Below are 23,085 nucleotides of genomic sequence, written 5' to 3'. Positions count from 1 at the left end.
CAAATCAAATTTGAAATCTTTTTTTTATTCCTTGTGAAGCTGCCTCCGACGGAGGGAAGTGGCGCCGTTAGGCGACGAAAGGGGTGAAGTTAATAAGTAAAAGGATAGGGTTGATTACCACGAGCGAAGCGAGGTTGTCCGGTTTTATCCTGCTCTTAAGGTTTTAATCCCTTCTTTTAATCCCTCTCTTAAAACTCCCCGCTCCTCTTCACTTCTTCATAGAACATCTCATGGATCCTTTCATCCGTTCCTACTTCCGGATGGAAGGCGAGGGCGGTCTGGTGTTTGTAGCGGACGGCCACGATATTCCCATCCGCTCTTGCCAGAATCTCTGTTTCCGGAGAGGCAGAGACGACGTAGGGGGCGCGGATGAAGTTCATCTTTATTTTTCCAAGTCCTTTGAATTCTTCTTCCGTAATGAAGCTTCCGAGCTGCCTGCCGTAGGCGTTTCTTCTCACCGTCACGGGAAGGGTGCCGAAGCAGACGGGGTCTCCTCCTTCGATCTCTTTGGCGAGGAGGATGAGGCCGGCGCAGGTGGCGAGGACCGGCATGCCCTTTTGGATTTTTTCCTTCAGCGGCTGAAGAAGTCCTTCTTCGATGAGGAGTTTTCTCTGGACGGTGCTTTCGCCGCCGGGGAGGACGAGCCCGGAGAGGGGCTCTGCGAGCTGTTTCATATTTCTGATCTCGATGCAGTCAGCGCCCATTTCGCGGAGCATTCTTTCATGCTCGATGAAGGCGCCCTGCAGAGCGAGGATTCCTATTCTTGCCATATCTCCTCCTTACTGGCCGCGTTCAGCCATGATGAGTTTGATTTCATTTTCATTGATGCCAACCATGGCTTCGCCCAGGTCTTCGGAGAGCTTGGCGAGGATTTCAGGATCATTGTAATTCGTGACAGCCTTGACGATGGCAGCGGCTCTCTTGGCAGGATTGCCGGATTTGAAAATGCCGGAGCCTACGAAGACGCCTTCTGCACCGAGCTGCATCATGAGAGCCGCATCGGCCGGAGTGGCCACGCCGCCGGCAGCAAAGTTGACGACGGGGAGTTTCTTATGGTCATGGACATAGAGGACAAGATCATAGGGGACCTGGAGTTCCTTCGCTGTTTCATACAGCTCATCCGGTCTTCTGGCCGCCGTGTCAGCGATCTGCTTCTGGATTTTTCTCATGTGGCGGACGGCCTGGATGATGTCACCCGTGCCCGGTTCGCCCTTGGTGCGGATCATGGAAGCGCCTTCGCTGATTCTCCGGAGCGCTTCGCCCAGATCCTTCGCGCCGCAGACGAAGGGCACCTTGAACTTCGTCTTGTCGATATGGTACACATCATCTGTCGGGGAGAGGACTTCGCTTTCGTCGATGTAGTCGATTTCAATCGCTTCCAGAATCTGCGCCTCGACGAAGTGGCCGATGCGGCACTTGGCCATGACAGGGATGGAGACGGCCTCCTGAATGCCGCGGATCATCTTCGGGTCGCTCATGCGCGAGACCCCGCCGGCCGCACGGATATCTGCCGGGATGCGTTCGAGTGCCATGACGGCAGCCGCGCCTGCCTCCTCTGCAATCTTTGCCTGCTCAGGGGTCGTGACGTCCATGATGACGCCGCCCTTCAGCATCTGCGCGAGTTCCTTGTTCAGTTCATATCTTTCGTTTGCCATAAGAATGCTCCTTTCGAAATGGGAAATGGTACAGGAAATGGGAAATTTCCTGAAAAAAGGGTAATTTAAAAGAAGGCAGGAAAAGTGATGCCTTCTTTGTGAACTTAATAATCTCCGTCGATCATACGGCGGGCGAGGTCGTCCAGTTTCCATTTCCAGACGAGGAAGGGACCGCAGATGACGCCGAAGAGAGCCTGCAGGATTTCATAAGGGAGCTTGATCCATGCATAGGCAGGCGTGCTGTAGACATACGCGCGGCCAAGCGAGTAGCCCACGACCATGATCACGGCGCCGACGAGCACCGCGAAAATTACCCGGCGCATTTTATGTTCGCCGTGGTAGTTATGGACGAGGTAGGAAATCGCCATGGCCTGGATGCCGTGCGTCGCAAGCGATACGAACATCGGGAGAGGGTAGAAGAAGAAATCTCCCAGGAACGCGCCGACGCCTCCGACGAGGAAAGCACCGAGGGGATCTAAGATCAATGCCGCTGCCACGATGACGATATCATTGAGGTAGAGATGACCGCCCGGTACGGGAAGCCCGAACGAGGACAGCCCTATGTTTATAGCCATGAATAAGCCGCAGAGGGTGAGCCAGCGCGTATTATGCTTCGATTCGATGCGCGGCGCCCTTTTTGCTGCTGTCAGTCCGTTATTCATGAGAATCACTCCTTTTTGCACTTCTTTATGCTTTGGATTATAATAAAAATCTGAGTATATGAAAATCACCAGAAATGATTTTAAAAATAAGACCAGATAGAGGATAAAAAGAAGGAAAATGAACGCTTACATGAAGCTGTATGTGAACCTGCGCGATGCGATCACAAGGGGCGTCTACGCTTACGGGACGAAAATTCCCTCCAAGAGGCGCATTGCAGACCAGACAGGGACGAGCATCATCACCGTCGAGCATGCGCTCTCGCTCCTGACTGAGGAAGGCTACATCGAGCCAAGGGAAAGAAGCGGCTGCTACGTGACGTACCGCGAGGACTCCTCCTATGCCGCGCCCCGTCCGCATGAAAGGAAAGCGGCGCCGCCCGTCAAGGCAGAGCTCCGGGACGAAGGGGAACGGGATCTCTTTCCCTTCTCCGCCTTTGCGAGGACGATGCGCTCCGTCCTTTCCGATTACGGCAGAAAAATCCTCGACCCGTCGCCAAGCCGCGGTTGCGAAGAACTGCGCGGCGCACTTTCCAGATACCTGGCGAGAAGCCGCGGGATGGACGTCTCCCCCGAGCAGATCCTGATCGGTTCCGGCGCCGAGTACATTTACGGTCTCAACGTGCAGGTCCTTGGAAGAGACCGCCTCTATGCCCTGGAAAATCCTTCCTACGACAAGATCCGCAAAGTCTACGAAGCGAATGGCGCAAGGACAGACCTTCTCACCATGGGAGAAGACGGCATCGAGTCCGGAGAGCTCTCCCGCACGAAAGCTTCCGTCCTTCATGTGACGCCCTTCAATTCCTTTCCTTCCGGCATCACCGTCTCTGCCTCCAAGCGCGCCGAGTACATCCGCTGGGCCAAAGCAAGGGGAGGATACATTATCGAAGACGACTTCGACTCCGAATTCACGCTCCTCTCCAAGCCGGAAGACACGCTCTTTTCCCTCGCGCCCGACGGCCTTGTCATTTACATGAACACATTCTCCAAGACGATCGCGCCCTCCATCCGCGCCGGCTACCTCGTCCTTCCCAGGTCCTGCACGGCCCTTTACGAAAAGAAGGCAGGCTTCTACTCCTGCACAGTTCCTGTCTATGACCAGCTCGTTCTGGCGGAATTCATCGACAATGGCGACTTCGAGCGCCATATCAACCGCGTCAGGAGGAGAAGAAGAAAGAAATCCGGAAATTATTTCTAAGTCCCTTGAAATATGACGGATTCTGTCCCATCCAAGAGTATAATAAAGGAAAGGGACATTCCCGGAAGGAGGACATCATGAAAAAAATCTTAGCCATCATCGCTGCCGCACTTTTCCTGATTCTTGCCGCATTTCCGATGGCAGCATCCGCCTCGAATCCCGTCAGCCAGGACGGGTACTACAAAGGCATCAAGCTGGCCGGCAAAGTGAAAATCGTCAGGAACTTCGGAGACATCAAGATCAAGGTTGTCAATTCATTCCCCGACATCCGCGTCAAGCTCGTCGATGCCTTCCCGCGCGACATAGGCGAGTGGGAGATCGTCGACTATGGCGAAGATTTCACCGTCGAAATCGTCAATTCCTTCCCGGATGTCAGAGTCGAATTCGTCGACAGCTTCCCCGGCGTCGAATAAGCCCGCACGATTAATGTGAATCTTTGTCATCGAAAAAATTCGTAGTTAGTGGTATGATAGGGGCAAAGAAATCCATCCGGAATTGAAAGACTGTGGAGGAAACGTGGACAATCAGAAAATACTCTACGTGGTAACAGCCGGGACGGACTCTTCCTTTTCCAACCGCATGCTGCGGATGATTCGAAATGAAGAGGAGGAGCACCCGGAAGAAACGCTGCCCGGCGGCATCCGCCTCATCATATTGAGCGAAGATCAGTGGATCATCCAGAACTGGCTCTTCCCGAAGGACGCCCATTTCCTTTTCGTGGGAAATGTAGCCCTGATGCGCGCCCTTCCCGGGAAAATTGAAACAAAATTCGAGAAATACGGCATCCGCTACGGCTGGTGCGGTCATAATGCCTGCCTTATCGCAAACGAAAAGGCACTCTCCGAGCGTGAGAACTACGAGAAATTCCTGGAAGACCTCCGGCACGAATGCCGTCTGGCGGAAATCGTCAAGAGCCCGAAGCGCATGGACATCCTCCAGTTCATCATCATGCTCTGCGTCGCCCTGATCGTTCCCTTCGGGAGCGTCCTCGTCGGAGGAAAGCTCGTGAAGGACTGGTTCGAAAATACAGGCTACGTCAAAAAGCAGCAGTACTTCTATGGCATCCTGCATCTCTACAAGCACAACCTGAAAGATTTCATGGAAACCAGGGAAGAATAAATTTCTGAAAATAATATTTGCAACGCTCCTCATCTTGTGCTAAAGTACAAGGCATAAGATAAAGACATTGACGGGAAATAGTAAACATCCCCGCCGCTCACAGGGAGCCGTTGTATAGTGGAAAACGGCAGCGGCCGATCGTTGAACTCGTCCCCGAGTCGCAGGCTGAAAATAGTAGGCTATGCCGGACATCCGCCGTTACAGGTTTTGAGTGCATGACCCTTGGGTCATGAATGAGAGTGGTACCGCGAATCCTTCGTCTCTTTGGAGATGGAGGATTTTTTTATTGGGAAAAGAATTGCAGGAGGTAAGCTTATGGGAATGACAATGACACAAAAAATTCTGGCGGCGCACGCCGGCGTGGATTCCGTGAAAGCAGGAGATCTGATCACCTGCTCGCTCGACCTCGTCATGGCCAATGACATCACCGCTCCGCCATCGATCGCTGAATTCAAGCGCATCGGACGCCCCGTTTTTGATAAGAACAAGATCGTCCTTGTCCCCGACCATTTCCAGCCGGCCAAAGACATCAAGTCAGCAGGCCTCGCGAAGATCGTCAGAGACTTCGCCCGCGAGCACCACATCACGCACTACTTCGAACAGGGCCGGGTCGGTATCGAGCATGCCCTCCTTCCTGAAAAAGGCCTCGTAGGCCCGGGCATGGTCACCATCGGCGCTGACTCCCACACCTGCACCTACGGCGCACTGGGCGGATTCTCTACAGGCGTCGGCTCCACCGACCTTGGCGTCGCTATGGCGACAGGCCGCGCATGGTTCAAAGTCCCAGATGGTATCAAAGTGACACTGACTGGCACAAAGCCCTCCGACATCACAGGCAAGGACGTCATACTGAAACTCATCGGCATGATCGGCGTCGACGGCGCCCTCTACCAGTCCCTTGAATTCGAAGGCCCGGGCGTCAAGACACTCTCCATGACCGACCGCTTCACCATTGCGAACATGGCCATCGAAGCCGGCGCGAAGAACGGCATTTTCCCCGTCGACGAAAGAACCGAAGCCTACATCGAAGGCCGCTACCACGGACCGAAAGTCGTCGTCACTCCGGACCCCGATGCCCACTATGCAAGAGAAGTCACCATCGACCTCTCCTCCATGAAACCCGTCGTTTCCTTCCCGCACCTCCCTGAGAATGCGAAAGAAGTAGGGACATTCGGAGAAATCAAGATCGACCAGGTCGTCATCGGCTCCTGCACCAACGGCCGCCTCGAAGACCTCGCCATCGCCGCATCCATCATCAAAGGCCACAAGATCCACCCGGACGTCCGCTGCATCGTCATCCCGGCCACCCCGCAGATTTACAAAGACGCCATGCATGCTGGATACATCGATACATTCATCGACGCAGGCTGCGCCGTATCCACACCGACCTGCGGGCCGTGCCTTGGCGGATACATGGGCATCCTCGCATCCGGAGAAAAATGCGTCTCCACAACGAACAGAAACTTCATCGGACGCATGGGTCCGACCGATTCCGAAATTTACTTGGCAGGACCGCAGACAGCGGCAGCCAGCGCAGTCATGGGCCGCATCGCGGCGCCGAAGGAGGTCAAGTAATATGGCAGTCTTAGAAGGAAAAGTCTGGCGCTACGGCGACAACATCGATACCGATGTCATCATCCCCGCAAGATACTTGAATACATTCGATCCCAAAGAACTCGCATCCCACTGCATGGTCGACATCGACCCCACATTCGCCAAAGAAGTCAAAGCAGGCGACATCATGGTCGGCGGCAGAAACTTCGGCTGCGGCTCCTCCAGAGAACACGCCCCCGTTGCCATCAAAGCATCCGGCATCCCCGTCATCATTGCAGAATCCTTTGCCCGCATCTTCTATAGAAACGGCATCAACGTAGGTCTTCCGCTCCTTGAAATCGGGAAAGACGTAGAAAAAATCCACGCAGGCGACATCCTGAAAGTCGACCTCTCCAAAGGCACCATCGAAGACGTCACCACCGGCGATATCTTCCAGGCCCCTCCGCTTCCCGGATTCATTGAAGAAATCGCCCAAGCAGGCGGACTCATCAATTACGTAAAGGAGAAAAAATAATGGTAAAGAAAATCACAGTCATTCCGGGCGATGGAATAGGGCAGGAAATCACAGAAGAAACCGTCCGCGTCCTCGAAAAAATCGACGACATCTATAAAATAGGCTTTGCCTTCGAATGGAAAGAAGCAGGCGGCACCGCCTACGACCACACAGGATCCCCGCTTCCCGAAGAAACCATCGAATCCTGCAGGAATGCCGACGCCGTCCTCTTCGGCGCCGTAGGAGGAGACCAGTGGGACCACCTCACACCCGATCTCCGCCCGGAAAAAGCCATCCTGGGCCTTAGAAAACAGCTCGGCCTCTACGTCAACCTCCGCCCCGTCCGCATCTCCGACTCCATGATCGACTACTCGCCATTGAAACCAGAAATCGCCAAAGGCACCGACATCATGATCGTCAGAGAACTCGTCGGCGGCATCTACTTCGGCGACCGCTGCGAATCCGAAATCCATAACGGATCCGAAAGAGCATGGGACCTTGAAAACTACTCCGTTCCCGAAGTCGAACGCATCGCAAGATTTGCCTTCGAAGCAGCCAGAAAAAGAAAGAACCACGTCACCAGCGTAGACAAATCCAACGTCCTCGCCACATCCCGCCTCTGGCGCCGCACCGTCATCCGCGTCCATGACGAAGAATACCCGGATGTCAAACTCGACCACATGTACGTCGACAACTGCGCCCAGCAATTCGCCATCCACCCATCCTTCTTCGACGTCGTCGTCACAGGCAACATGTTCGGAGACATCCTCTCCGACGAAGCCGCTGTCCTCTCCGGCTCCGTAGGCATGCTTCCCTCTGCCAGCATAGGCAAAGAAACCAGCCTCTACGAACCCATCCACGGCTCCGCCCCCGACATCGCAGGAAAAGGCATCGCCAACCCGATAGCCACCATCCTCTCCGCCGCCATGCTCCTCCGCTACTCACTAAACGAAGACAAAGCAGCCGACGCCATAGAAAAAGCCATCTCCGACACCCTGGATGAAGGCTACAGAACAGGAGACATTTACAAAGAAGGCATGAAAAAAGTCAGCGGCATAGGCATGACCGAAGCCATCCTCGCACACATTAAATAAAAGAAAATATTAAGGATATATAGTATTAAAGAAAAGCCCGATCATGAATCCACATCCATGACCGGGCTTTTGCGTGGGGAGGAGAGCGGTAGAGAAGGCGGAAAAGTCGCTAATACTCGCCTTCCCCGCTGGGGCAGGTCAAAACCTTCCGTAATCATTCAATACCGATATTATCAATAGTGATTTAAATACGTTCACCGTAAATGAAAACCGTGCTAAATCTCAATCGATATTATCCATCAGAATCGCAAAAACCTGCCTCGGAGAGGAAGGGTGCCGCGTATGCGGCGGGAAGGAGTGCAGTTCACTCGCGAAGCGAGGTTTTATGGTTTTCCTCTTTTCCCGATTTGCTTGTTTTACACACCCCTTGCACTCTAAGCGTATAATTAAGGAAATCGAGGAATTTCCATCAGCCGCAAGGCTGGTTGTAAAGGTTTATCTAAGTCGTGAAGGTTTTATCTTATTTAACATAAGGTTTTTTTCACTCGATTCAAAGTTTTATTTCCATCAACAAATCACAATTAATATATCCCGGATGCTTGCTGTATGACGGCTATACAGGCGTATGATAAGCACGAATCCGGAAGGGGATGGCTGCAAAGCTCCCGAAAGAAGGATGTCCTATGAAATTCTCACTGAAAAAGACCGCATGGGCGCTGGCGGCTGCCAGCCTGATCTTACTCCCATGGCAGGCGAAGGCATGCACGCTTTTTGCTGCGCAGGGCACCGCCGTTGAAGGCGGAGGCGCCATCATCGTGAAGAACCGCGATGAGCATCCTATGTACCAGGAAATGCGGTACCATCAGGGCCCCGTATACCGTTACTACGGCATTTACGGCGGCAACGAAGATCATATGTCGCTGACAGGCGGAGTGAACGAAGAAGGATTTGCCGTTTTCTCTGCCGTCGCTGAACCGATTCCCAAAGACGTACGGCTCGCCTACGGCAAGCGCGGCACTCTCGCGGCGCTCCTTGGCAATTGCTCCTCGGTCAAGGAAGCACTCGAAATGAAAGATTACTTCAAGAGCCCGGGCTTCTTTCTCATGGCTGACGCCCATGAGATTGCGTACGTTGAAATCGGCGAAGACGGCATCTGGGACGTGAAAACGGAAGAGAACGGGACACTGGCACACACGAACCATTTCCTCCTGCCGGATTTGACACAATTCAATCACAAAATAGGAAGATCGAGCAGTACCAGACTTCACCGCATCGACGAACTCCTGGCAGAGCCCCATGAGCCCTATACACTGGATGATATGATCGCCTTCTCCGAAGACGAACATGACGGGCCGAACGACAGCATCTGGAGAACCGGCAGCAAAAAAGACGGCGTCCAGACCCTCGCTACCATCGGAGTATGGCTCCATGACGATGCCAAACCGGACATTTACGTCAAGATCCGTTACTCCCCGGACGACCAGGGAAAAGAGGACATTTACCAGCTCGACGGCGCGCATTTATTCCCATCGAAATAGTGCAGCAAGACCATTTGGAAAGACAGAAAAGTATGCTAAAATAGAGGGAACCAAACAGAGGGATCCATGATCCCGGTCAGATTTTTTCCGAAATAAGGAGGAAAAGATGGAAGCTATTAGTTGTTTGATTTCCAGAAGAAGTATCCGCGAATACACAAGAGAACCGCTCTCTCAGCAGGAAATCGAAAATGTCGTGGAAACTTCGCAGATGGCATCCTGCTGGGAAAATACCCAGCCCATCCGCTACATCGCTGTTCTTGACGAAGACCTGAAGAACCGCATCGCCGACGAATGCACCAAGAAATTCCCGTGGAACACCGAAAACATCCACGAAGCACCGGCACTCATCATCCTCTGCGCCATCAAAGGCCTCTCCGGCTACGAACCGGACGGCACACCGTCCACCACGAAAGGCACCCACTGGCAGTCCTTCGACGCAGGCATGGCAGCAGCCTACCTCTGCGCAGCAGCCAATGCCCTCGAACTCGGCACCCTCATCATGGGACGCTACGATGAAGCCAAAATCAAGGAAATACTCGACCTTCCGGAAAACTACGACGTATCCGCCATCATTGCCATCGGACACCCGGCAGTCATTCCGGCAGCCAACGAAAGAAAACCGCTTAAAGAAGTACTGACCTTCAGATAATCCGAGTGAAAGTGAAGCAGAAGAGAATAGGGGATGCCCTTGACCTTGCTCCGGCAGGAGAAGTGGTGCGGATTTGTTAATACAGACAAATAAATATCATAAAAAATCTAATCGTACTTTAATCTTAATCATGCAGCCATTGGAGCTGCGTTGAATACTTCCATTGGAGCTAAAAGATGTAATTTGCGCTGAATGCGTTTGTTGTTGTAGAAGTAGATGTAGCCGTTGATCATGCTTACCACTGCTTTACGGCTGGTGAATTTACGTGTGTAGTAACGTTCGCGCTTCAGCATTCCCCAGAACCCTTCCATCAGACCGTTGTCTGCACAGCAGCCTACACGGGACATGCTGTGAACCAGTCCTGCTTTTTCAACAATCTTATGGAATCCGTTGCTTGTATACTGGAATCCGCGGTCGGTATGAATCATTGGATGTTCTCCAGGATTCTCTTTAAGTGCCTTTTCCATTGTCTCAAAAGCCAGTGCAGTATTGTTCCTGTCGCCGATGACATAAGAGACAATCCGGCGATCATGGCCGTCAATAATCGCGCTTAAATATAACTTGTGCAAAACTCCATCAGCAGTTGTGTACTTGAATTCAGTGACATCCGTCATCCATCTTGCATTGGACACGCCGGCATCAAAGTCACGGTTCAGCAGGTTTTCAAAAATGTACTTTGGATCCTTTGCGTTACGAGTGCAACCATCGGTCTTGTACTTGATCACGGACTTAATATTAAGTATCCGCATGATACGAAGAACCAGACTGTCGCTTACATTTATATTGATGTTGTCATCCTTCTTGATCCAATCGTTAATCCGGCGGTATCCCATATCCGGATATTCCTGATGGGTTTTCATGACCTCCTGTGCGACCTTTTCTCTCAGCAGTTCACGGCCGCTCTTAATATGATTCAGCCATCCGTAATAAGCTGCCCGGGAGACCTTTGAGAGTCGGCAGAGACTTTCTATGGAGATGTTGGTTTCTTCATGGACTTCTTTTATGGCTTTAAAATCTCTGAGAAGGTGAGTAAGGCTGAATCCTTCGAGGAACGCAACCTTTCCTCTATCTCCATCTTTTTTTTAGCAGGGCAATCTCTGCTATAAGATCCTTCTGTTCTTCAAGAAGTCTGGCATTCTCCTGACGCAGCTGTTCTTCTTCGGTCCGGGGCGTTTGGAGCCTGATCGGCTTTCCTCTGTAATCCTCAAGACCAACTTCGCCCATTTCCTTGAACTTTTTTACCCATGTGTAGAGCGTTTGGTAGGACATGTTGTACTTCTTGGCTATCTTGTTATAATCGCATCCACTGGCGATGCACTCCTGAACGATTCTGACTCGCTCTTCCTTGACCGATTGCTGGCGTTTGCCCATAAGATCTCCTCCTTCAGAAACGAGGTCTGTCAACTTATGCTCATTATACGCCTCAATCCATGTTTTAAGGGAGAGTGTGCCGGAAATTCTGTATTTGGCACAGACGGAAAGCATGGAAACACCGCCTTTAAGATATTCCTTTACGGCCTGGATCTTCATCTGATTGGAGTAGTAAGACAAATGCTGCCTGGGCCGCAATCCCTTAAAGCCCTCCTCTTTATACCGGAGGACCCATTTCCTGAATGTTATGCGGCTCATATGAAGATTTTCAGCTGCCTGGGTAATCGTAACACCCTGATAGAGATATGAAGCAATCTGGTCTAACATTTCCTCCGGGGACGCTTTGGTTTTACATGGCATAAGAATGACCTCCTAATATATTTATGATATTATTCTGTCTTTCTTGTTGAATCATACCAAAGGTGGCGCCGGAGGCGACGGATGAGATGTAGTTCCTCAGCCGAAGGCTGGTTTTGTGGTTTTTAGAGGAGGTTCATTTCCCAGCCTGCAAGGCGGCTGTGTGGTTTTACTCGCCTTCCCAGACGGGGAAGGTGCCGGCCTCAGATTCTGATGCCGGCGGATAGGGTTGATTACCACGCAGCAACGCTGCGGTTGTATGGTTTTTCCTCACCATCCGTTTTTCTAATATTCTCCACCCACCCATCTCCCTCTTGCCACTCTATCCCAAATCCTCTATAATTTTGGCATATCTAAAAATCTCGCAAGGGGAAATGGATTTCCCATTGCATCGTCCAAGGAGGCGCCATCTTGAAACAACAAAGTTCTGCAATCTATCTCTTTGCACTCGGGCACCTGTCCGTGGACTGGGCGCAGGGCGCGATTCCTGCGCTGCTGCCATATTTCATCGCGCACTACGGCCTCAATTACCAGTCAGCCGGTGCGCTTATCTTTGCCAATGTTCTTCTGGCATCGATTCTTCAGCCGCTCTTCGGCTACTATTCAGACAAGATTTCCCGTCCCTGGTTCGTTCCCTTAGGGCCCGTCCTCTGCGGACTTGCCGTCACATCGATGGGATCTCTCACGAACTACTACGCCATCTTTGCTGCTGCCATCCTCTGCGGAGTGGGAAGCGCGCTCTTCCATCCAGAAGCTGCCCTCATGGTGAACCGTATCAGCGGTGAAAAGAAGGGGAAAGCCATGGGCACATTCTCCGTCGGAGGAAATGGGGGATTTGCCATCGGACCGATCCTGGCTGGCATCTGCGCTTACCACCTCGGCATTCATTCTCTCGTCATCTTCGGCATCGTGAACCTCTTTGCCGCCGCTCTTCTTTATTCCCGCTCCAGAAAAGTCTTCGCCGACACACGCGTTGCCGACAGGAAGAAAGTATCCTCTGGAGAAACAGGGGAGACGAACGACTGGCCATCCTTTGGTAAACTTTCCGTATGCATCCTGGCCCGCTCCATGGGCTTCACCCTGAGCAACACATTCATCCCGCTTCTCTGGATTGGAGCCCTTGGCGCTACTGCCTCTCAGGGAACGACCGCCCTTTCCATCCTCTTTGGCATCGGCGCCGTCTGCACCTATTTCGGAGGAATGCTCTCTGACCGCCTGGGCTACAGGACCATCATCCGCATCGCATTCTGCATCATGATTCCTGCCTACTTCCTCCTCACGAACACCACGAACCTCTTCCTTGCGACAGCCCTCCTCGTGCCATGCGCCATCTCCGTATTCTCCGGATACAGCCCCATGGTCATCCTGGGACAGACCTATCTTGGAAGAAACGCAGGCTTTGCCTCCGGTGTCACACTCGGACTCTCCACAACATTAGGTGGTATCTTTGCTCCCGTCGTAGGCTGGGCCGCTGACGTTTGGGGTCTCACGACCGCCCTCCAGATTCTCTGGATCGCCGGTATCCTCGGTGCCATCGCCGCATTCACCCTGAAAAATCCGGACATGGAAAAAGTGAAATAAGATTCATATAATAAGTCTCACATAAAAAGAGCTGTAGAAATGACTGACCATTTCAGGCAGCTCTTCTTTCAATTTCAAACATTCCCTTTGCCCAAGTCTCATATCTTTTTCACTCATCATGTTTAACTACAAACGCATAGTTTGGTATAATTGAACCATGTAATAATAGTCGTTTCAGGAGTGTGATAACATGGCTGCCATCAAAGATGAAAAAGAAGACAACAAGACAGGGAAAATGCTGGCCCTCTTTGACATAATGATCCATGGGCATCCCCTTACGAAAGATCAGATTTCCACACGATTTGACGTGAACGCAAGAACCGCGAACCGTTACCTTGCCGCCATCCGCCAATACCTCGAAGAAGCCGAAAAAGATGACGGCCCGAGAAGAGAACTGCGCTACAGCAGAGAAGACAGGACATACCGCATCGTCGAAGTCGAGAACCGCTTCATCTCCAAGAGCGAACTCTTCGCCATCTGCAAAATCCTCTTAGGAGGAAGAACATACAGCAGAAAAGACCTCGAGTCCCTCATGAACCGCCTCCTCCAGTCCGCCGTCCTTCCGGAAGAACAGGAAGAAATCAAAGAATTCGTCAAACGGGAACTCTTCGACTACCTCGACCCATCCCACGGCAAACCCGACATGGACCAGCTCTGGGAAGTCGCACAAGCCATCAAGAAACACCACGTCATCACCTTCGACTACACAAAAATAGGAAGCACCCAGGGCACGCCCCACAGAGCACTGCCCTTAGGCGTCGTCTTCTCCGAATACTACTTCTACGTCATCGCCCTTCCCTTCGGCGACGACCACAAACCCGACCCTTCCGTAGACACCAGGACCTACCGCTTAGACCGCATGTCCGACGTCGAAGAAACAAAAATCAAATGGGACGTCCCATACAACAAACGCTTCAGAGAAGGCGTATTCAAGAACCAGACCCAGTACATGTTTTCCGGCCTCATCCAGCACGTAGCCTTCCTCTACACAGGAAGATCCATAGAAGCCGTCATGGACCGCATCCCCACAGCCAGAAAAGTCCTCCAGGACGATGGCAGCTGGCTCATCACCGCAGAACTAAAAGGCGAAGGCATCCTCATGTGGCTCCTGAGCCAAGGCTCCAGCGTCAACGTCCTCGCCCCGGCCACCCTTAGAGAAAGATGGCTCACCGAAGCCAGAAAAATCTGCGAACAACCCGCAGTAGACCTCAAAAAACTAAAACGCGGACACTAAAAAAGAAAGGAGATGGAGAACCCCGAATTCCCATCTCCTTTTACGTGGAGGGGAGTAAGGAAGGCCGAAAGCACAGCAAAACCAAAGTGCCAAGGTACGCCTTCAACCTTGCTGCTCCCGCAGCGCCGACAAAAGGCCAAGGTACGCTTCTAAATCAATAAGCTCTTTCTTATCACACCTTCACAACCGCCAAGTGTGGCGATTCGGAAAACATGCCAACCGGGAAAGGCGTCCCCGTTAGCGGAAGAAGGGCCGTAGGCCGGTTTTAACCTTGCTCTGGGAGGAGAAGGTGGCGGCGGAGCCGACGGATGAGTTGCATTTCTCAGCCTGTAAGGCGGCTGTATGGTTTTACTTGCCTTCCCAGACGGGGAAGGGGAACCGCTTGCGGTGGATAGGGTTGATTACCAACGGACGGAGTCCGGCTGTCTGGTTTTACTTCTTTTCCTCAGCCGAAGGCTGGTTTAAGGGTGTTGACCTTGCTCCGAAAGGAGAAGTGGTGCGGATTTGTTAATACAGACAAATAAATATCATAAAAAATCTAATCGTACTTTAATCTTAATCATGCAGCCATTGGAGCTGCGTTGAATACTTCCATTGGAGCTAAAAGATGTAATTTGCGCTGAATGCGTTTGTTGTTGTAGAAGTAGATGTAGCCGTTGATCATGCTTACCACTGCTTTACGGCTGGTGAATTTACGTGTGTAGTAACGTTCGCGCTTCAGCATTCCCCAGAACCCTTCCATCAGACCGTTGTCTGCACAGCAGCCTACACGGGACATGCTGTGAACCAGTCCTGCTTTTTCAACAATCTTATGGAATCCGTTGCTTGTATACTGGAATCCGCGGTCGGTATGAATCATTGGATGTTCTCCAGGATTCTCTTTAAGTGCCTTTTCCATTGTCTCAAAAGCCAGTGCAGTATTGTTCCTGTCGCCGATGACATAAGAGACAATCCGGCGATCATGGCCGTCAATAATCGCGCTTAAATATAACTTGTGCAAAACTCCATCAGCAGTTGTGTACTTGAATTCAGTGACATCCGTCATCCATCTTGCATTGGACACGCCGGCATCAAAGTCACGGTTCAGCAGGTTTTCAAAAATGTACTTTGGATCCTTTGCGTTACGAGTGCAACCATCGGTCTTGTACTTGATCACGGACTTAATATTAAGTATCCGCATGATACGAAGAACCAGACTGTCGCTTACATTTATATTGATGTTGTCATCCTTCTTGATCCAATCGTTAATCCGGCGGTATCCCATATCCGGATATTCCTGATGGGTTTTCATGACCTCCTGTGCGACCTTTTCTCTCAGCAGTTCACGGCCGCTCTTAATATGATTCAGCCATCCGTAATAAGCTGCCCGGGAGACCTTTGAGAGTCGGCAGAGACTTTCTATGGAGATGTTGGTTTCTTCATGGACTTCTTTTATGGCTTTAAAATCTCTGAGAAGGTGAGTAAGGCTGAATCCTTCGAGGAACGCAACCTTTCCTCTATCTCCATCTTTTTTTTTAGCAGGGCAATCTCTGCTATAAGATCCTTCTGTTCTTCAAGAAGTCTGGCATTCTCCTGACGCAGCTGTTCTTCTTCGGTCCGGGGTGTTTGGAGCCTGATCGGCTTTCCTCTGTAATCCTCAAGACCAACTTCGCCCATTTCCTTGAACTTTTTTACCCATGTGTAGAGCGTTTGGTAGGACATGTTGTACTTCTTGGCTATCTTGTTATAATCGCATCCACTGGCGATGCACTCCTGAACGATTCTGACTCGCTCTTCCTTGACCGATTGCTGGCGTTTGCCCATAAGATCTCCTCCTTCAGAAACGAGGTCTGTCAACTTATGCTCATTATACGCCTCAATCCATGTTTTAAGGGAGAGTGTGCCGGAAATTCTGTATTTGGCACAGACGGAAAGCATGGAAACACCGCCTTTAAGATATTCCTTTACGGCCTGGATCTTCATCTGATTGGAGTAGTAAGACAAATGCTGCCTGGGCCGCAATCCCTTAAAGCCCTCCTCTTTATACCGGAGGACCCATTTCCTGAATGTTATGCGGCTCATATGAAGATTTTCAGCTGCCTGGGTAATCGTAACACCCTGATAGAGATATGAAGCAATCTGGTCTAACATTTCCTCCGGGGACGCTTTGGTTTTACATGGCATAAGAATGACCTCCTAATATATTTATGATATTATTCTGTCTTTCTTGTTGAATCATACCAAAGGTCCGGTCGGAGATCGGGAATACAGTAGTTCCCAGCCTGCAAGGCGGTTGTATGGTTTTACTCGCCTTCCCAGACGGGGAAGGGGGACCGCTTTGCGGTGGATAGGGTTGATTTCCACGCAGCAGAGCTGCGGTTGTATGGTTTTCATCACCGCTCCCGCAGCTCCGCTAAAAAGCCAAGGTACGCCTTCAGATTAATAAAGATAAGTAAAGAAAGCTCTTTTTTACTACACTTTTACAACCGCCCCAAGGTGCGAAATGGAAAACAAGCCAACCTCATTCCACTCGCAGAACCTTTTTATATAGCTAAGCCCGATGAATAATCAACCCTATCCGAGCGGCATCAGCAACGGGGCCGCCCACCTTCCCCGTCTGGGAAGGCAAGTATCCCACCTCACTCCGTTCGCAGAAATGCAACTCATCCGCCCGACATCAGAATTTGAGGTCGCGCACCTTCTCTTCCAGAGCAAGGTCAAGTGCGACCCCCCCCTCACTCCCCTCGCAGAAATTCAGGATCTTAATCATTTCCTCGAGCGCAGCGAGTTTTCCTGTTTTTCTTCGAACGAAGTTCGTTTTTAATCCCCCCCAGAAAGGAGTCTCTTATGAAGAAGAAAACTTGGGCGAATGTCGTCCTGGCGTCGAGCGCTGTCTTGACGGCGGCGGCCGCTCCTTATAAAGATATCTCCCTTCTGGCAGAGGGGCTTTTCCACTTGGGCTTTGCTGCTACCGTCGGAGGATTTGCCGACTGGTTCGGTGTCGCATCTCTCTTTGGTAAGCCGCTTGGCATCGGGAAGAGGACGGACATCATTGCAAAAGATCGTGACAAGATCATCCGCCTCGCCCGTGAGATGATCACCGAGGAACTCCTGACACGTCAGCGAATCAAGGCACTCGTCGTGAAGAACGTTCCTACCGACGTCCTCTATAAATGGATCCTGTCCCATGAAGCAGGCGTGAAGAATGTCCTTGATGCAGCCGCGCTCCTTTCTCTGAACTCCATCGACAGGGAAGCGCTCTGGCGTTTCCTTTCCGCGAAAGCAGCAGAGTCAGCGGCCTCCACCGACTGGGCTGGGCAGATCGCCCTCGTCCTTGAAGAATTCCGCGCGGGGGAGAAGAGCCGTCCATTGATCGACGTTCTGGCCCGCGAAGCGAAAGCGTTCCTCGAAGATGAATGTACGCAGGATGAAATCAGAAAGATTTACCTCTCTGCCTGGAAAGACTACGAGCAGAATGGATTCCTCCGCGGTCTTCTCCGCTCAAGTGTTCAGGATCAGACAGAAGAAGTGACGACGCTCATCCGGAAAGAACTTTTGAAACTGGCCGATTCCCTGACCGAGAAGGGGAGTCCTGCCCGCCTTTTTATCGACGAAAAATGCGCCAGCCTCATTCGTGCGCTCGAAGACGACAAAGACGTGAAGAAAAAAGTGAACCATTTCGTGACGGAGAAAGCCGCCGTTCTTCTGGCAGGGAAGGGGAAAGAGACAGCTTTCCGCCTCTGGGAAGAAAATAGACCCCTCGCAGCAGAGCACCTTTCGGCCATCGTCCTTTCCATGATCAAGACAGGATTTGCCGACGAAAAGAAACGCCGTGCGTTCGATGCCTTCCTCGTCCGCCTCTTCCTGCCGCTCCTGCCAAAGATTCATGAATCGATCGGGAACGCCGTCACGGAAAAACTTTCCTCAATGGATGGAAGAACCATGGCGGGCCTTGCCAAGGACGCCGTTTCCGAAGATACAGCCGCCATCCGCTTGAACGGATCCCTCTTCGGTGCCATTCTGGGCCTTCTCTTCTTCCTTGTACCCATGATAGGAGGCGGATTATGAAACGATACCAGACAGCCAACCGTCTCTTCCTTGCCTCCGCCATCCTTTTCGGCGCGGCCATCATCCTTCGGGCATGGAGCCCCTGGGCAGGGACCGAAACCGTTTCCATTTTCTACTTCCTCGCGCAGTCCTGCCTCATCGGATGCTGCGCCGACTGGATCGCCGTCGAAGCCCTCTTCCGCAGACGCTTCCATTTGCCGTACCGCCCGCTCATCCCTTCGAACAGGGATGCTGTCATCAGGAAATTAGGAGCCGTCAGCGATACACTCATCGACAAAAGCGGCCTCCTTAAAAGCGCAGCCGGTGGATCCATCATGGAACTCGCCGACCAAGAATTCTTCCATAATGAAAAAGCAAGAGAAGGCGCAGAAAACTTCCTTGCCCGTGAAGGCGTCCGTTTCCTGATCGGACTCATAGAAGAAAATAAAGAAAAGGCCGCAGCCATGGCAGATGGAGAGACAGGAAAACTCATTTCCCTCATCGCAGGAAAGGCAAGAGAAGAAATCCTTGCCAGAATGAGCCGTGAAGAATGGCTCCAGAAATTGCTGTCCTTTGCCGAAGAAGGAGTCAAACAGGAAAGAGCGAAAGAAGCCCTCGCTCAGGCGCTTAAGAAAGCAGGGGAGCAGAAGAAAGAGCAGGCCGGCTTCTTCAAACGCCTCCTCTTCTCCGCCGCCGAATTCACCGGCACCGTCGATTACGAAGAAATGGCAGCCTCCGGCACCGATGCACTTGCCAAAGCCATCGAACGCTGGAAAGACCCTGCCGATCCCTTCCATCAAGCACTTTTGACCCGCTGGGACAAAGCCGTCCATGACTTTGCCGATGATGAAGAAACGAAGAAGGCCCTTGAAGACTTCGGAAAGAGTCTCTTTGAAAAATACCCGGCCGGAGAAAAAGTGAAGACGATGATTGAGAGCCTCCTCTCCGAATGGAACGAAGAAGAAAACGGCAAGACAAAACTGGAGAAAATCCTGAAATCCTACGTGGGGCATGCCATTGACCGCCTCGCGGCCGATCCCGTCCTCCGTTCGCGCATTGATACCGGCGCACAGGACCTCATTTCCGAACTCGCCGATCATGAAAGAACACTTCTGGCGGGTGCTGCCGTCAGCGTCCTTCAGGCACTCTCCAGCGAAGAACTGAACGAATTCATCGAATCCAAAGTCCATACCGACCTCGAAGGCATCCGCATCAATGGCGCCATCACAGGCCTTGCCGCCGGGGGACTCTTCTATTTCCTTTTAGAGTACGCGTATATCCCGTTCATGCACCAGTTCATGTAAGAAAGGAGCGCCATGATCTTAAACACAGGGCAGAGAACCGACATACCAGCCTTCTATTCTGACTGGTTCCTTCGCCGCGTCCGCGAAGGCTCCGTCATGGTGCGGAACCCTTTCAACTACCAGAGAATCACCAGGTACAAAATCGACCCCGAAGTCGTAGACATCATCGCCTTCTGCACCAAGAACCCCGCGCCCATGCTGGGGAAATTGGGGGAACTGGCAGCCTTCCGCCAGTACTGGCACGTCACCATCACGCCCTACGGCAGAGATATAGAACCCAACGTCCCGCCCGTAGAAGAAACCATTTCCTCCTTCAGGAAACTGTCAGGGATAGTAGGAAAAGAAAGAACCGTCTGGCGGTACGATCCCATACTCCTGACAGATACCTTCACACCCGAACGCCACATCCGCGCCTTCAGAGACATGGCTGAGAAACTAGAAGGAAGCACAGAAAACTGCGTCATTTCCTTCATCGACCTATACAAGAAAACCATCCGAAACTTCCCCGAAGCAGAAAGAGTCAGCCACGAAATCCAGTACCACATGGCAGAAAGAATGGCAAAGATAGGAGAGCAGCACGGCATCCAAGTCTCCTCCTGCCTCGAAGACCCGAGACTGGCAAAAGTTGGCATAGACACCAGCGGCTGCATGACAAAAGAAAAACTAGAAAAAGCCTTCGGAATCAAACTCAAGATCCCAAACATCAAAACCCACCAGGCCAGACAAGGCTGCGCCTGCCTCCTCGGAAACGACATAGGCGCCTACACCACCTGCCCGCACCTCTGCAAATACTGCTACGCCAACGAAAGCCCCGAAGCCGTCATCGAAAACAGAAACCACCACGACCCAAGCTCCCCGCTCCTCATAGGCCACGTAGAAAAAGAAGACCAAGTAGTAGAAGCCAGACAAGAAACCTGGATCGATAGAGAGATTAGCCTCTTTTAAAAACAGGCAGGAAAGAGAAAAGGGAAATACAAAAGGAGAATAGGAATGCAAAAAGGAGACCCATCGAAGGCCTCCTTTTTGCTTGCTGCTTTCGCAGCGCAGCAGAAGTGCCAAGGTACGCCTTTGACCTTGCCCTGGAAGGGAAGGTGTCAGCGGAGCTGACGGATGAGTTGCATTTCCTCAGTCGAAGACTGGTAGTATGGTTTTCCATCGAACGAAGTTCGGTTTAAGGGTGTTAACCTTGCTCCGAAGGAGAAGGTGGTGCGGATTTGTTAATACAGACAAATAAATATCATAAAAAATCTAATCGTACTTTAATCTTAATCATGCAGCCATTGGAGCTGCGTTGAATACTTCCATTGGAGCTAAAAGATGTAATTTGCGCTGAATGCGTTTGTTGTTGTAGAAGTAGATGTAGCCGTTGATCATGCTTACCACTGCTTTACGGCTGGTGAATTTACGTGTGTAGTAACGTTCGCGCTTCAGCATTCCCCAGAACCCTTCCATCAGACCGTTGTCTGCACAGCAGCCTACACGGGACATGCTGTGAACCAGTCCTGCTTTTTCAACAATCTTATGGAATCCGTTGCTTGTATACTGGAATCCGCGGTCGGTATGAATCATTGGATGTTCTCCAGGATTCTCTTTAAGTGCCTTTTCCATTGTCTCAAAAGCCAGTGCAGTATTGTTCCTGTCGCCGATGACATAAGAGACAATCCGGCGATCATGGCCGTCAATAATCGCGCTTAAATATAACTTGTGCAAAACTCCATCAGCAGTTGTGTACTTGAATTCAGTGACATCCGTCATCCATCTTGCATTGGACACGCCGGCATCAAAGTCACGGTTCAGCAGGTTTTCAAAAATGTACTTTGGATCCTTTGCGTTACGAGTGCAACCATCGGTCTTGTACTTGATCACGGACTTAATATTAAGTATCCGCATGATACGAAGAACCAGACTGTCGCTTACATTTATATTGATGTTGTCATCCTTCTTGATCCAATCGTTAATCCGGCGGTATCCCATATCCGGATATTCCTGATGGGTTTTCATGACCTCCTGTGCGACCTTTTCTCTCAGCAGTTCACGGCCGCTCTTAATATGATTCAGCCATCCGTAATAAGCTGCCCGGGAGACCTTTGAGAGTCGGCAGAGACTTTCTATGGAGATGTTGGTTTCTTCATGGACTTCTTTTATGGCTTTAAAATCTCTGAGAAGGTGAGTAAGGCTGAATCCTTCGAGGAACGCAACCTTTCCTCTATCTCCATCTTTTTTTTTAGCAGGGCAATCTCTGCTATAAGATCCTTCTGTTCTTCAAGAAGTCTGGCATTCTCCTGACGCAGCTGTTCTTCTTCGGTCCGGGGCGTTTGGAGCCTGATCGGCTTTCCTCTGTAATCCTCAAGACCAACTTCGCCCATTTCCTTGAACTTTTTTACCCATGTGTAGAGCGTTTGGTAGGACATGTTGTACTTCTTGGCTATCTTGTTATAATCGCATCCACTGGCGATGCACTCCTGAACGATTCTGACTCGCTCTTCCTTGACCGATTGCTGGCGTTTGCCCATAAGATCTCCTCCTTCAGAAACGAGGTCTGTCAACTTATGCTCATTATACGCCTCAATCCATGTTTTAAGGGAGAGTGTGCCGGAAATTCTGTATTTGGCACAGACGGAAAGCATGGAAACACCGCCTTTAAGATATTCCTTTACGGCCTGGATCTTCATCTGATTGGAGTAGTAAGACAAATGCTGCCTGGGCCGCAATCCCTTAAAGCCCTCCTCTTTATACCGGAGGACCCATTTCCTGAATGTTATGCGGCTCATATGAAGATTTTCAGCTGCCTGGGTAATCGTAACACCCTGATAGAGATATGAAGCAATCTGGTCTAACATTTCCTCCGGGGACGCTTTGGTTTTACATGGCATAAGAATGACCTCCTAATATATTTATGATATTATTCTGTCTTTCTTGTTGAATCATACCAAGGTGGCGCCGGAGGCGTCGGATGAGATGTAGTTCTACAAAGCGTTAGCTTTGGTTGTTTGGTTTTAACTCCAATCCCGCATCTCCGCTAAAAAGCCAAGGTACGCTTTCATATCAATAAGCTCTTTTAAATAGAACATTACAACCAGACTTGCGTCAGTACGAAATGCAACTCATCCACCGCAAAGCGGTTCCCCTTCTCTTCCAGAGCAAGGTCAAGTGCAAAAGCACTATCTCTTTTCCAAAACGCTCCTCCCTCCACAATATCTAGTTGTAAAATCCTCACCCTGCCACTAAATTTCGTCAACAATGCAGCTCATTTGCGGTAGGAAAGATTTCCTTCAAAAAAGAGTAAAAAATCATCAAAAAACCTGTTGACAGA

At 51.1% G+C, this 23,085-nt stretch carries 22 protein-coding genes and 1 other annotated feature; of the genes, 13 read left to right on the top strand and 9 right to left on the bottom strand.

Annotated features, from left to right (window positions below; all coding sequences use genetic code 11):
• Positions 1-188: 188 nt before the first annotated feature.
• The 3 genes from pdxT to OIM03_10305 all read right to left on the bottom strand — a co-directional run bounded on the left by pdxT (position 189) and on the right by OIM03_10305 (position 2,317).
• Complete coding sequence (gene pdxT, locus OIM03_10315; GenBank protein HJI74639.1) at positions 189-770, bottom strand: pyridoxal 5'-phosphate synthase glutaminase subunit PdxT; 582 nt, start codon at positions 768-770, stop codon at positions 189-191.
• A gap of 9 nt (positions 771-779) precedes the next feature.
• Positions 780-1,655: a pyridoxal 5'-phosphate synthase lyase subunit PdxS gene (gene pdxS, locus OIM03_10310; GenBank protein ID HJI74638.1), complete on the bottom strand. Its 876-nt coding sequence runs from the start codon at positions 1,653-1,655 to the stop codon at positions 780-782.
• Positions 1,656-1,759: 104 nt separating this feature from the next.
• The gene (locus tag OIM03_10305) at positions 1,760-2,317 is read right to left on the bottom strand and encodes an ECF transporter S component (GenBank protein ID HJI74637.1); all 558 of its coding nucleotides are present in this window, start codon (positions 2,315-2,317) and stop codon (positions 1,760-1,762) included.
• 118 nt (positions 2,318-2,435) lie between these two features.
• On the opposite strand from OIM03_10305, the gene OIM03_10300 reads away from it, so the two are divergent.
• The 8 genes from OIM03_10300 (at position 2,436) to OIM03_10265 (ending at position 9,899) form a co-directional block, all read left to right on the top strand.
• Entirely contained in the window at positions 2,436-3,512 is a 1,077-nt protein-coding gene (locus OIM03_10300) for a PLP-dependent aminotransferase family protein (protein ID HJI74636.1), read from the top strand.
• 77 nt (positions 3,513-3,589) lie between these two features.
• Entirely contained in the window at positions 3,590-3,925 is a 336-nt protein-coding gene (locus OIM03_10295; GenBank protein HJI74635.1) for a hypothetical protein, read from the top strand.
• Positions 3,926-4,028: 103 nt separating this feature from the next.
• Entirely contained in the window at positions 4,029-4,631 is a 603-nt protein-coding gene (locus OIM03_10290) for a hypothetical protein (GenBank protein HJI74634.1), read from the top strand.
• Between the two features lie 58 nt (positions 4,632-4,689).
• Positions 4,690-4,898 (top strand) — a binding site (T-box leader).
• A 48-nt stretch (positions 4,899-4,946) separates the two neighbouring features.
• Complete coding sequence (leuC, locus tag OIM03_10285; protein HJI74633.1) at positions 4,947-6,206, top strand: 3-isopropylmalate dehydratase large subunit; 1,260 nt, start codon at positions 4,947-4,949, stop codon at positions 6,204-6,206.
• A 1-nt stretch (position 6,207) separates the two neighbouring features.
• The gene (locus OIM03_10280; GenBank protein HJI74632.1) at positions 6,208-6,699 is read left to right on the top strand and encodes a 3-isopropylmalate dehydratase small subunit; all 492 of its coding nucleotides are present in this window, start codon (positions 6,208-6,210) and stop codon (positions 6,697-6,699) included.
• Complete coding sequence (gene leuB / locus OIM03_10275) at positions 6,699-7,772, top strand: 3-isopropylmalate dehydrogenase (protein HJI74631.1); 1,074 nt, start codon at positions 6,699-6,701, stop codon at positions 7,770-7,772. The genes OIM03_10280 and leuB overlap by 1 nt, the downstream gene beginning before the upstream one ends.
• A 623-nt stretch (positions 7,773-8,395) precedes the next feature.
• The gene (locus tag OIM03_10270) at positions 8,396-9,250 is read left to right on the top strand and encodes a C45 family peptidase (GenBank protein ID HJI74630.1); all 855 of its coding nucleotides are present in this window, start codon (positions 8,396-8,398) and stop codon (positions 9,248-9,250) included.
• Between the two features lie 106 nt (positions 9,251-9,356).
• Positions 9,357-9,899, top strand: a complete 543-nt coding sequence (locus OIM03_10265; GenBank protein HJI74629.1) for a nitroreductase family protein — start codon at positions 9,357-9,359, stop codon at positions 9,897-9,899.
• A 128-nt stretch (positions 9,900-10,027) separates the two neighbouring features.
• Here OIM03_10265 and OIM03_10260 read toward each other — a convergent pair whose 3' ends face one another.
• Both OIM03_10260 and OIM03_10255 read right to left on the bottom strand, forming a co-directional pair.
• A complete protein-coding gene (locus OIM03_10260; protein ID HJI74628.1) occupies positions 10,028-10,903 on the bottom strand; it encodes an IS3 family transposase in 876 nt (291 codons plus the stop codon).
• Between the two features lie 61 nt (positions 10,904-10,964).
• Positions 10,965-11,597 carry a helix-turn-helix domain-containing protein gene (locus OIM03_10255; GenBank protein HJI74627.1) on the bottom strand — a complete coding sequence of 211 codons (633 nt, stop codon included), beginning with the start codon at positions 11,595-11,597 and terminating at the stop codon, positions 10,965-10,967.
• A 441-nt stretch (positions 11,598-12,038) separates the two neighbouring features.
• Here OIM03_10255 and OIM03_10250 point away from each other — a divergent pair, with 441 nt between their 5' ends.
• A complete protein-coding gene (locus tag OIM03_10250) occupies positions 12,039-13,208 on the top strand; it encodes an MFS transporter (GenBank protein HJI74626.1) in 1,170 nt (389 codons plus the stop codon).
• 190 nt (positions 13,209-13,398) lie between these two features.
• Entirely contained in the window at positions 13,399-14,442 is a 1,044-nt protein-coding gene (locus tag OIM03_10245; GenBank protein HJI74625.1) for a WYL domain-containing protein, read from the top strand.
• Between the two features lie 559 nt (positions 14,443-15,001).
• Here the strand turns inward: OIM03_10245 and OIM03_10240 are convergent.
• Together OIM03_10240 and OIM03_10235 are read right to left on the bottom strand one after the other, a co-directional pair.
• Positions 15,002-15,844 carry an IS3 family transposase gene (locus tag OIM03_10240; protein ID HJI74624.1) on the bottom strand — a complete coding sequence of 281 codons (843 nt, stop codon included), beginning with the start codon at positions 15,842-15,844 and terminating at the stop codon, positions 15,002-15,004.
• Between the two features lie 29 nt (positions 15,845-15,873).
• On the bottom strand, positions 15,874-16,572 hold the full coding sequence (locus OIM03_10235; GenBank protein ID HJI74623.1) for a helix-turn-helix domain-containing protein: 699 nt from the start codon (positions 16,570-16,572) through the stop codon (positions 15,874-15,876).
• 696 nt (positions 16,573-17,268) lie between these two features.
• Here OIM03_10235 and OIM03_10230 point away from each other — a divergent pair.
• Genes OIM03_10230 through OIM03_10220 form a run of 3 tightly spaced genes read left to right on the top strand, consistent with a single transcriptional unit; the run spans position 17,269 to position 20,717 of the window.
• Positions 17,269-18,489, top strand: a complete 1,221-nt coding sequence (locus OIM03_10230; GenBank protein HJI74622.1) for a DUF445 domain-containing protein — start codon at positions 17,269-17,271, stop codon at positions 18,487-18,489.
• Positions 18,486-19,772: a DUF445 domain-containing protein gene (locus tag OIM03_10225; GenBank protein ID HJI74621.1), complete on the top strand. Its 1,287-nt coding sequence runs from the start codon at positions 18,486-18,488 to the stop codon at positions 19,770-19,772. The genes OIM03_10230 and OIM03_10225 overlap by 4 nt, the downstream gene beginning before the upstream one ends.
• Before the next feature lie 12 nt (positions 19,773-19,784).
• Positions 19,785-20,717, top strand: coding sequence for a DUF1848 domain-containing protein (locus tag OIM03_10220; protein HJI74620.1), 933 nt, complete (start codon positions 19,785-19,787; stop codon positions 20,715-20,717).
• Positions 20,718-21,041: 324 nt separating this feature from the next.
• On the opposite strand, the gene OIM03_10215 is transcribed toward OIM03_10220, so the two are convergent.
• Both OIM03_10215 and OIM03_10210 read right to left on the bottom strand, forming a co-directional pair.
• Positions 21,042-21,884 (bottom strand): IS3 family transposase, encoded by an 843-nt coding sequence (locus OIM03_10215; GenBank protein HJI74619.1) that lies wholly within the window; start codon positions 21,882-21,884, stop codon positions 21,042-21,044.
• A 29-nt stretch (positions 21,885-21,913) separates the two neighbouring features.
• The gene (locus OIM03_10210; GenBank protein ID HJI74618.1) at positions 21,914-22,612 is read right to left on the bottom strand and encodes a helix-turn-helix domain-containing protein; all 699 of its coding nucleotides are present in this window, start codon (positions 22,610-22,612) and stop codon (positions 21,914-21,916) included.
• Between the last annotated feature and the right edge of the window lie 473 nt (positions 22,613-23,085).

Source organism: Veillonellaceae bacterium (assembly GCA_025992895.1).
Classification (GTDB): Bacteria; Bacillota; Negativicutes; order Veillonellales; family Dialisteraceae; genus Dialister.
The sequence above is the reverse complement of the archived record's forward strand: the minus strand, read 5'-3'. Positions and strand labels throughout refer to the sequence as shown.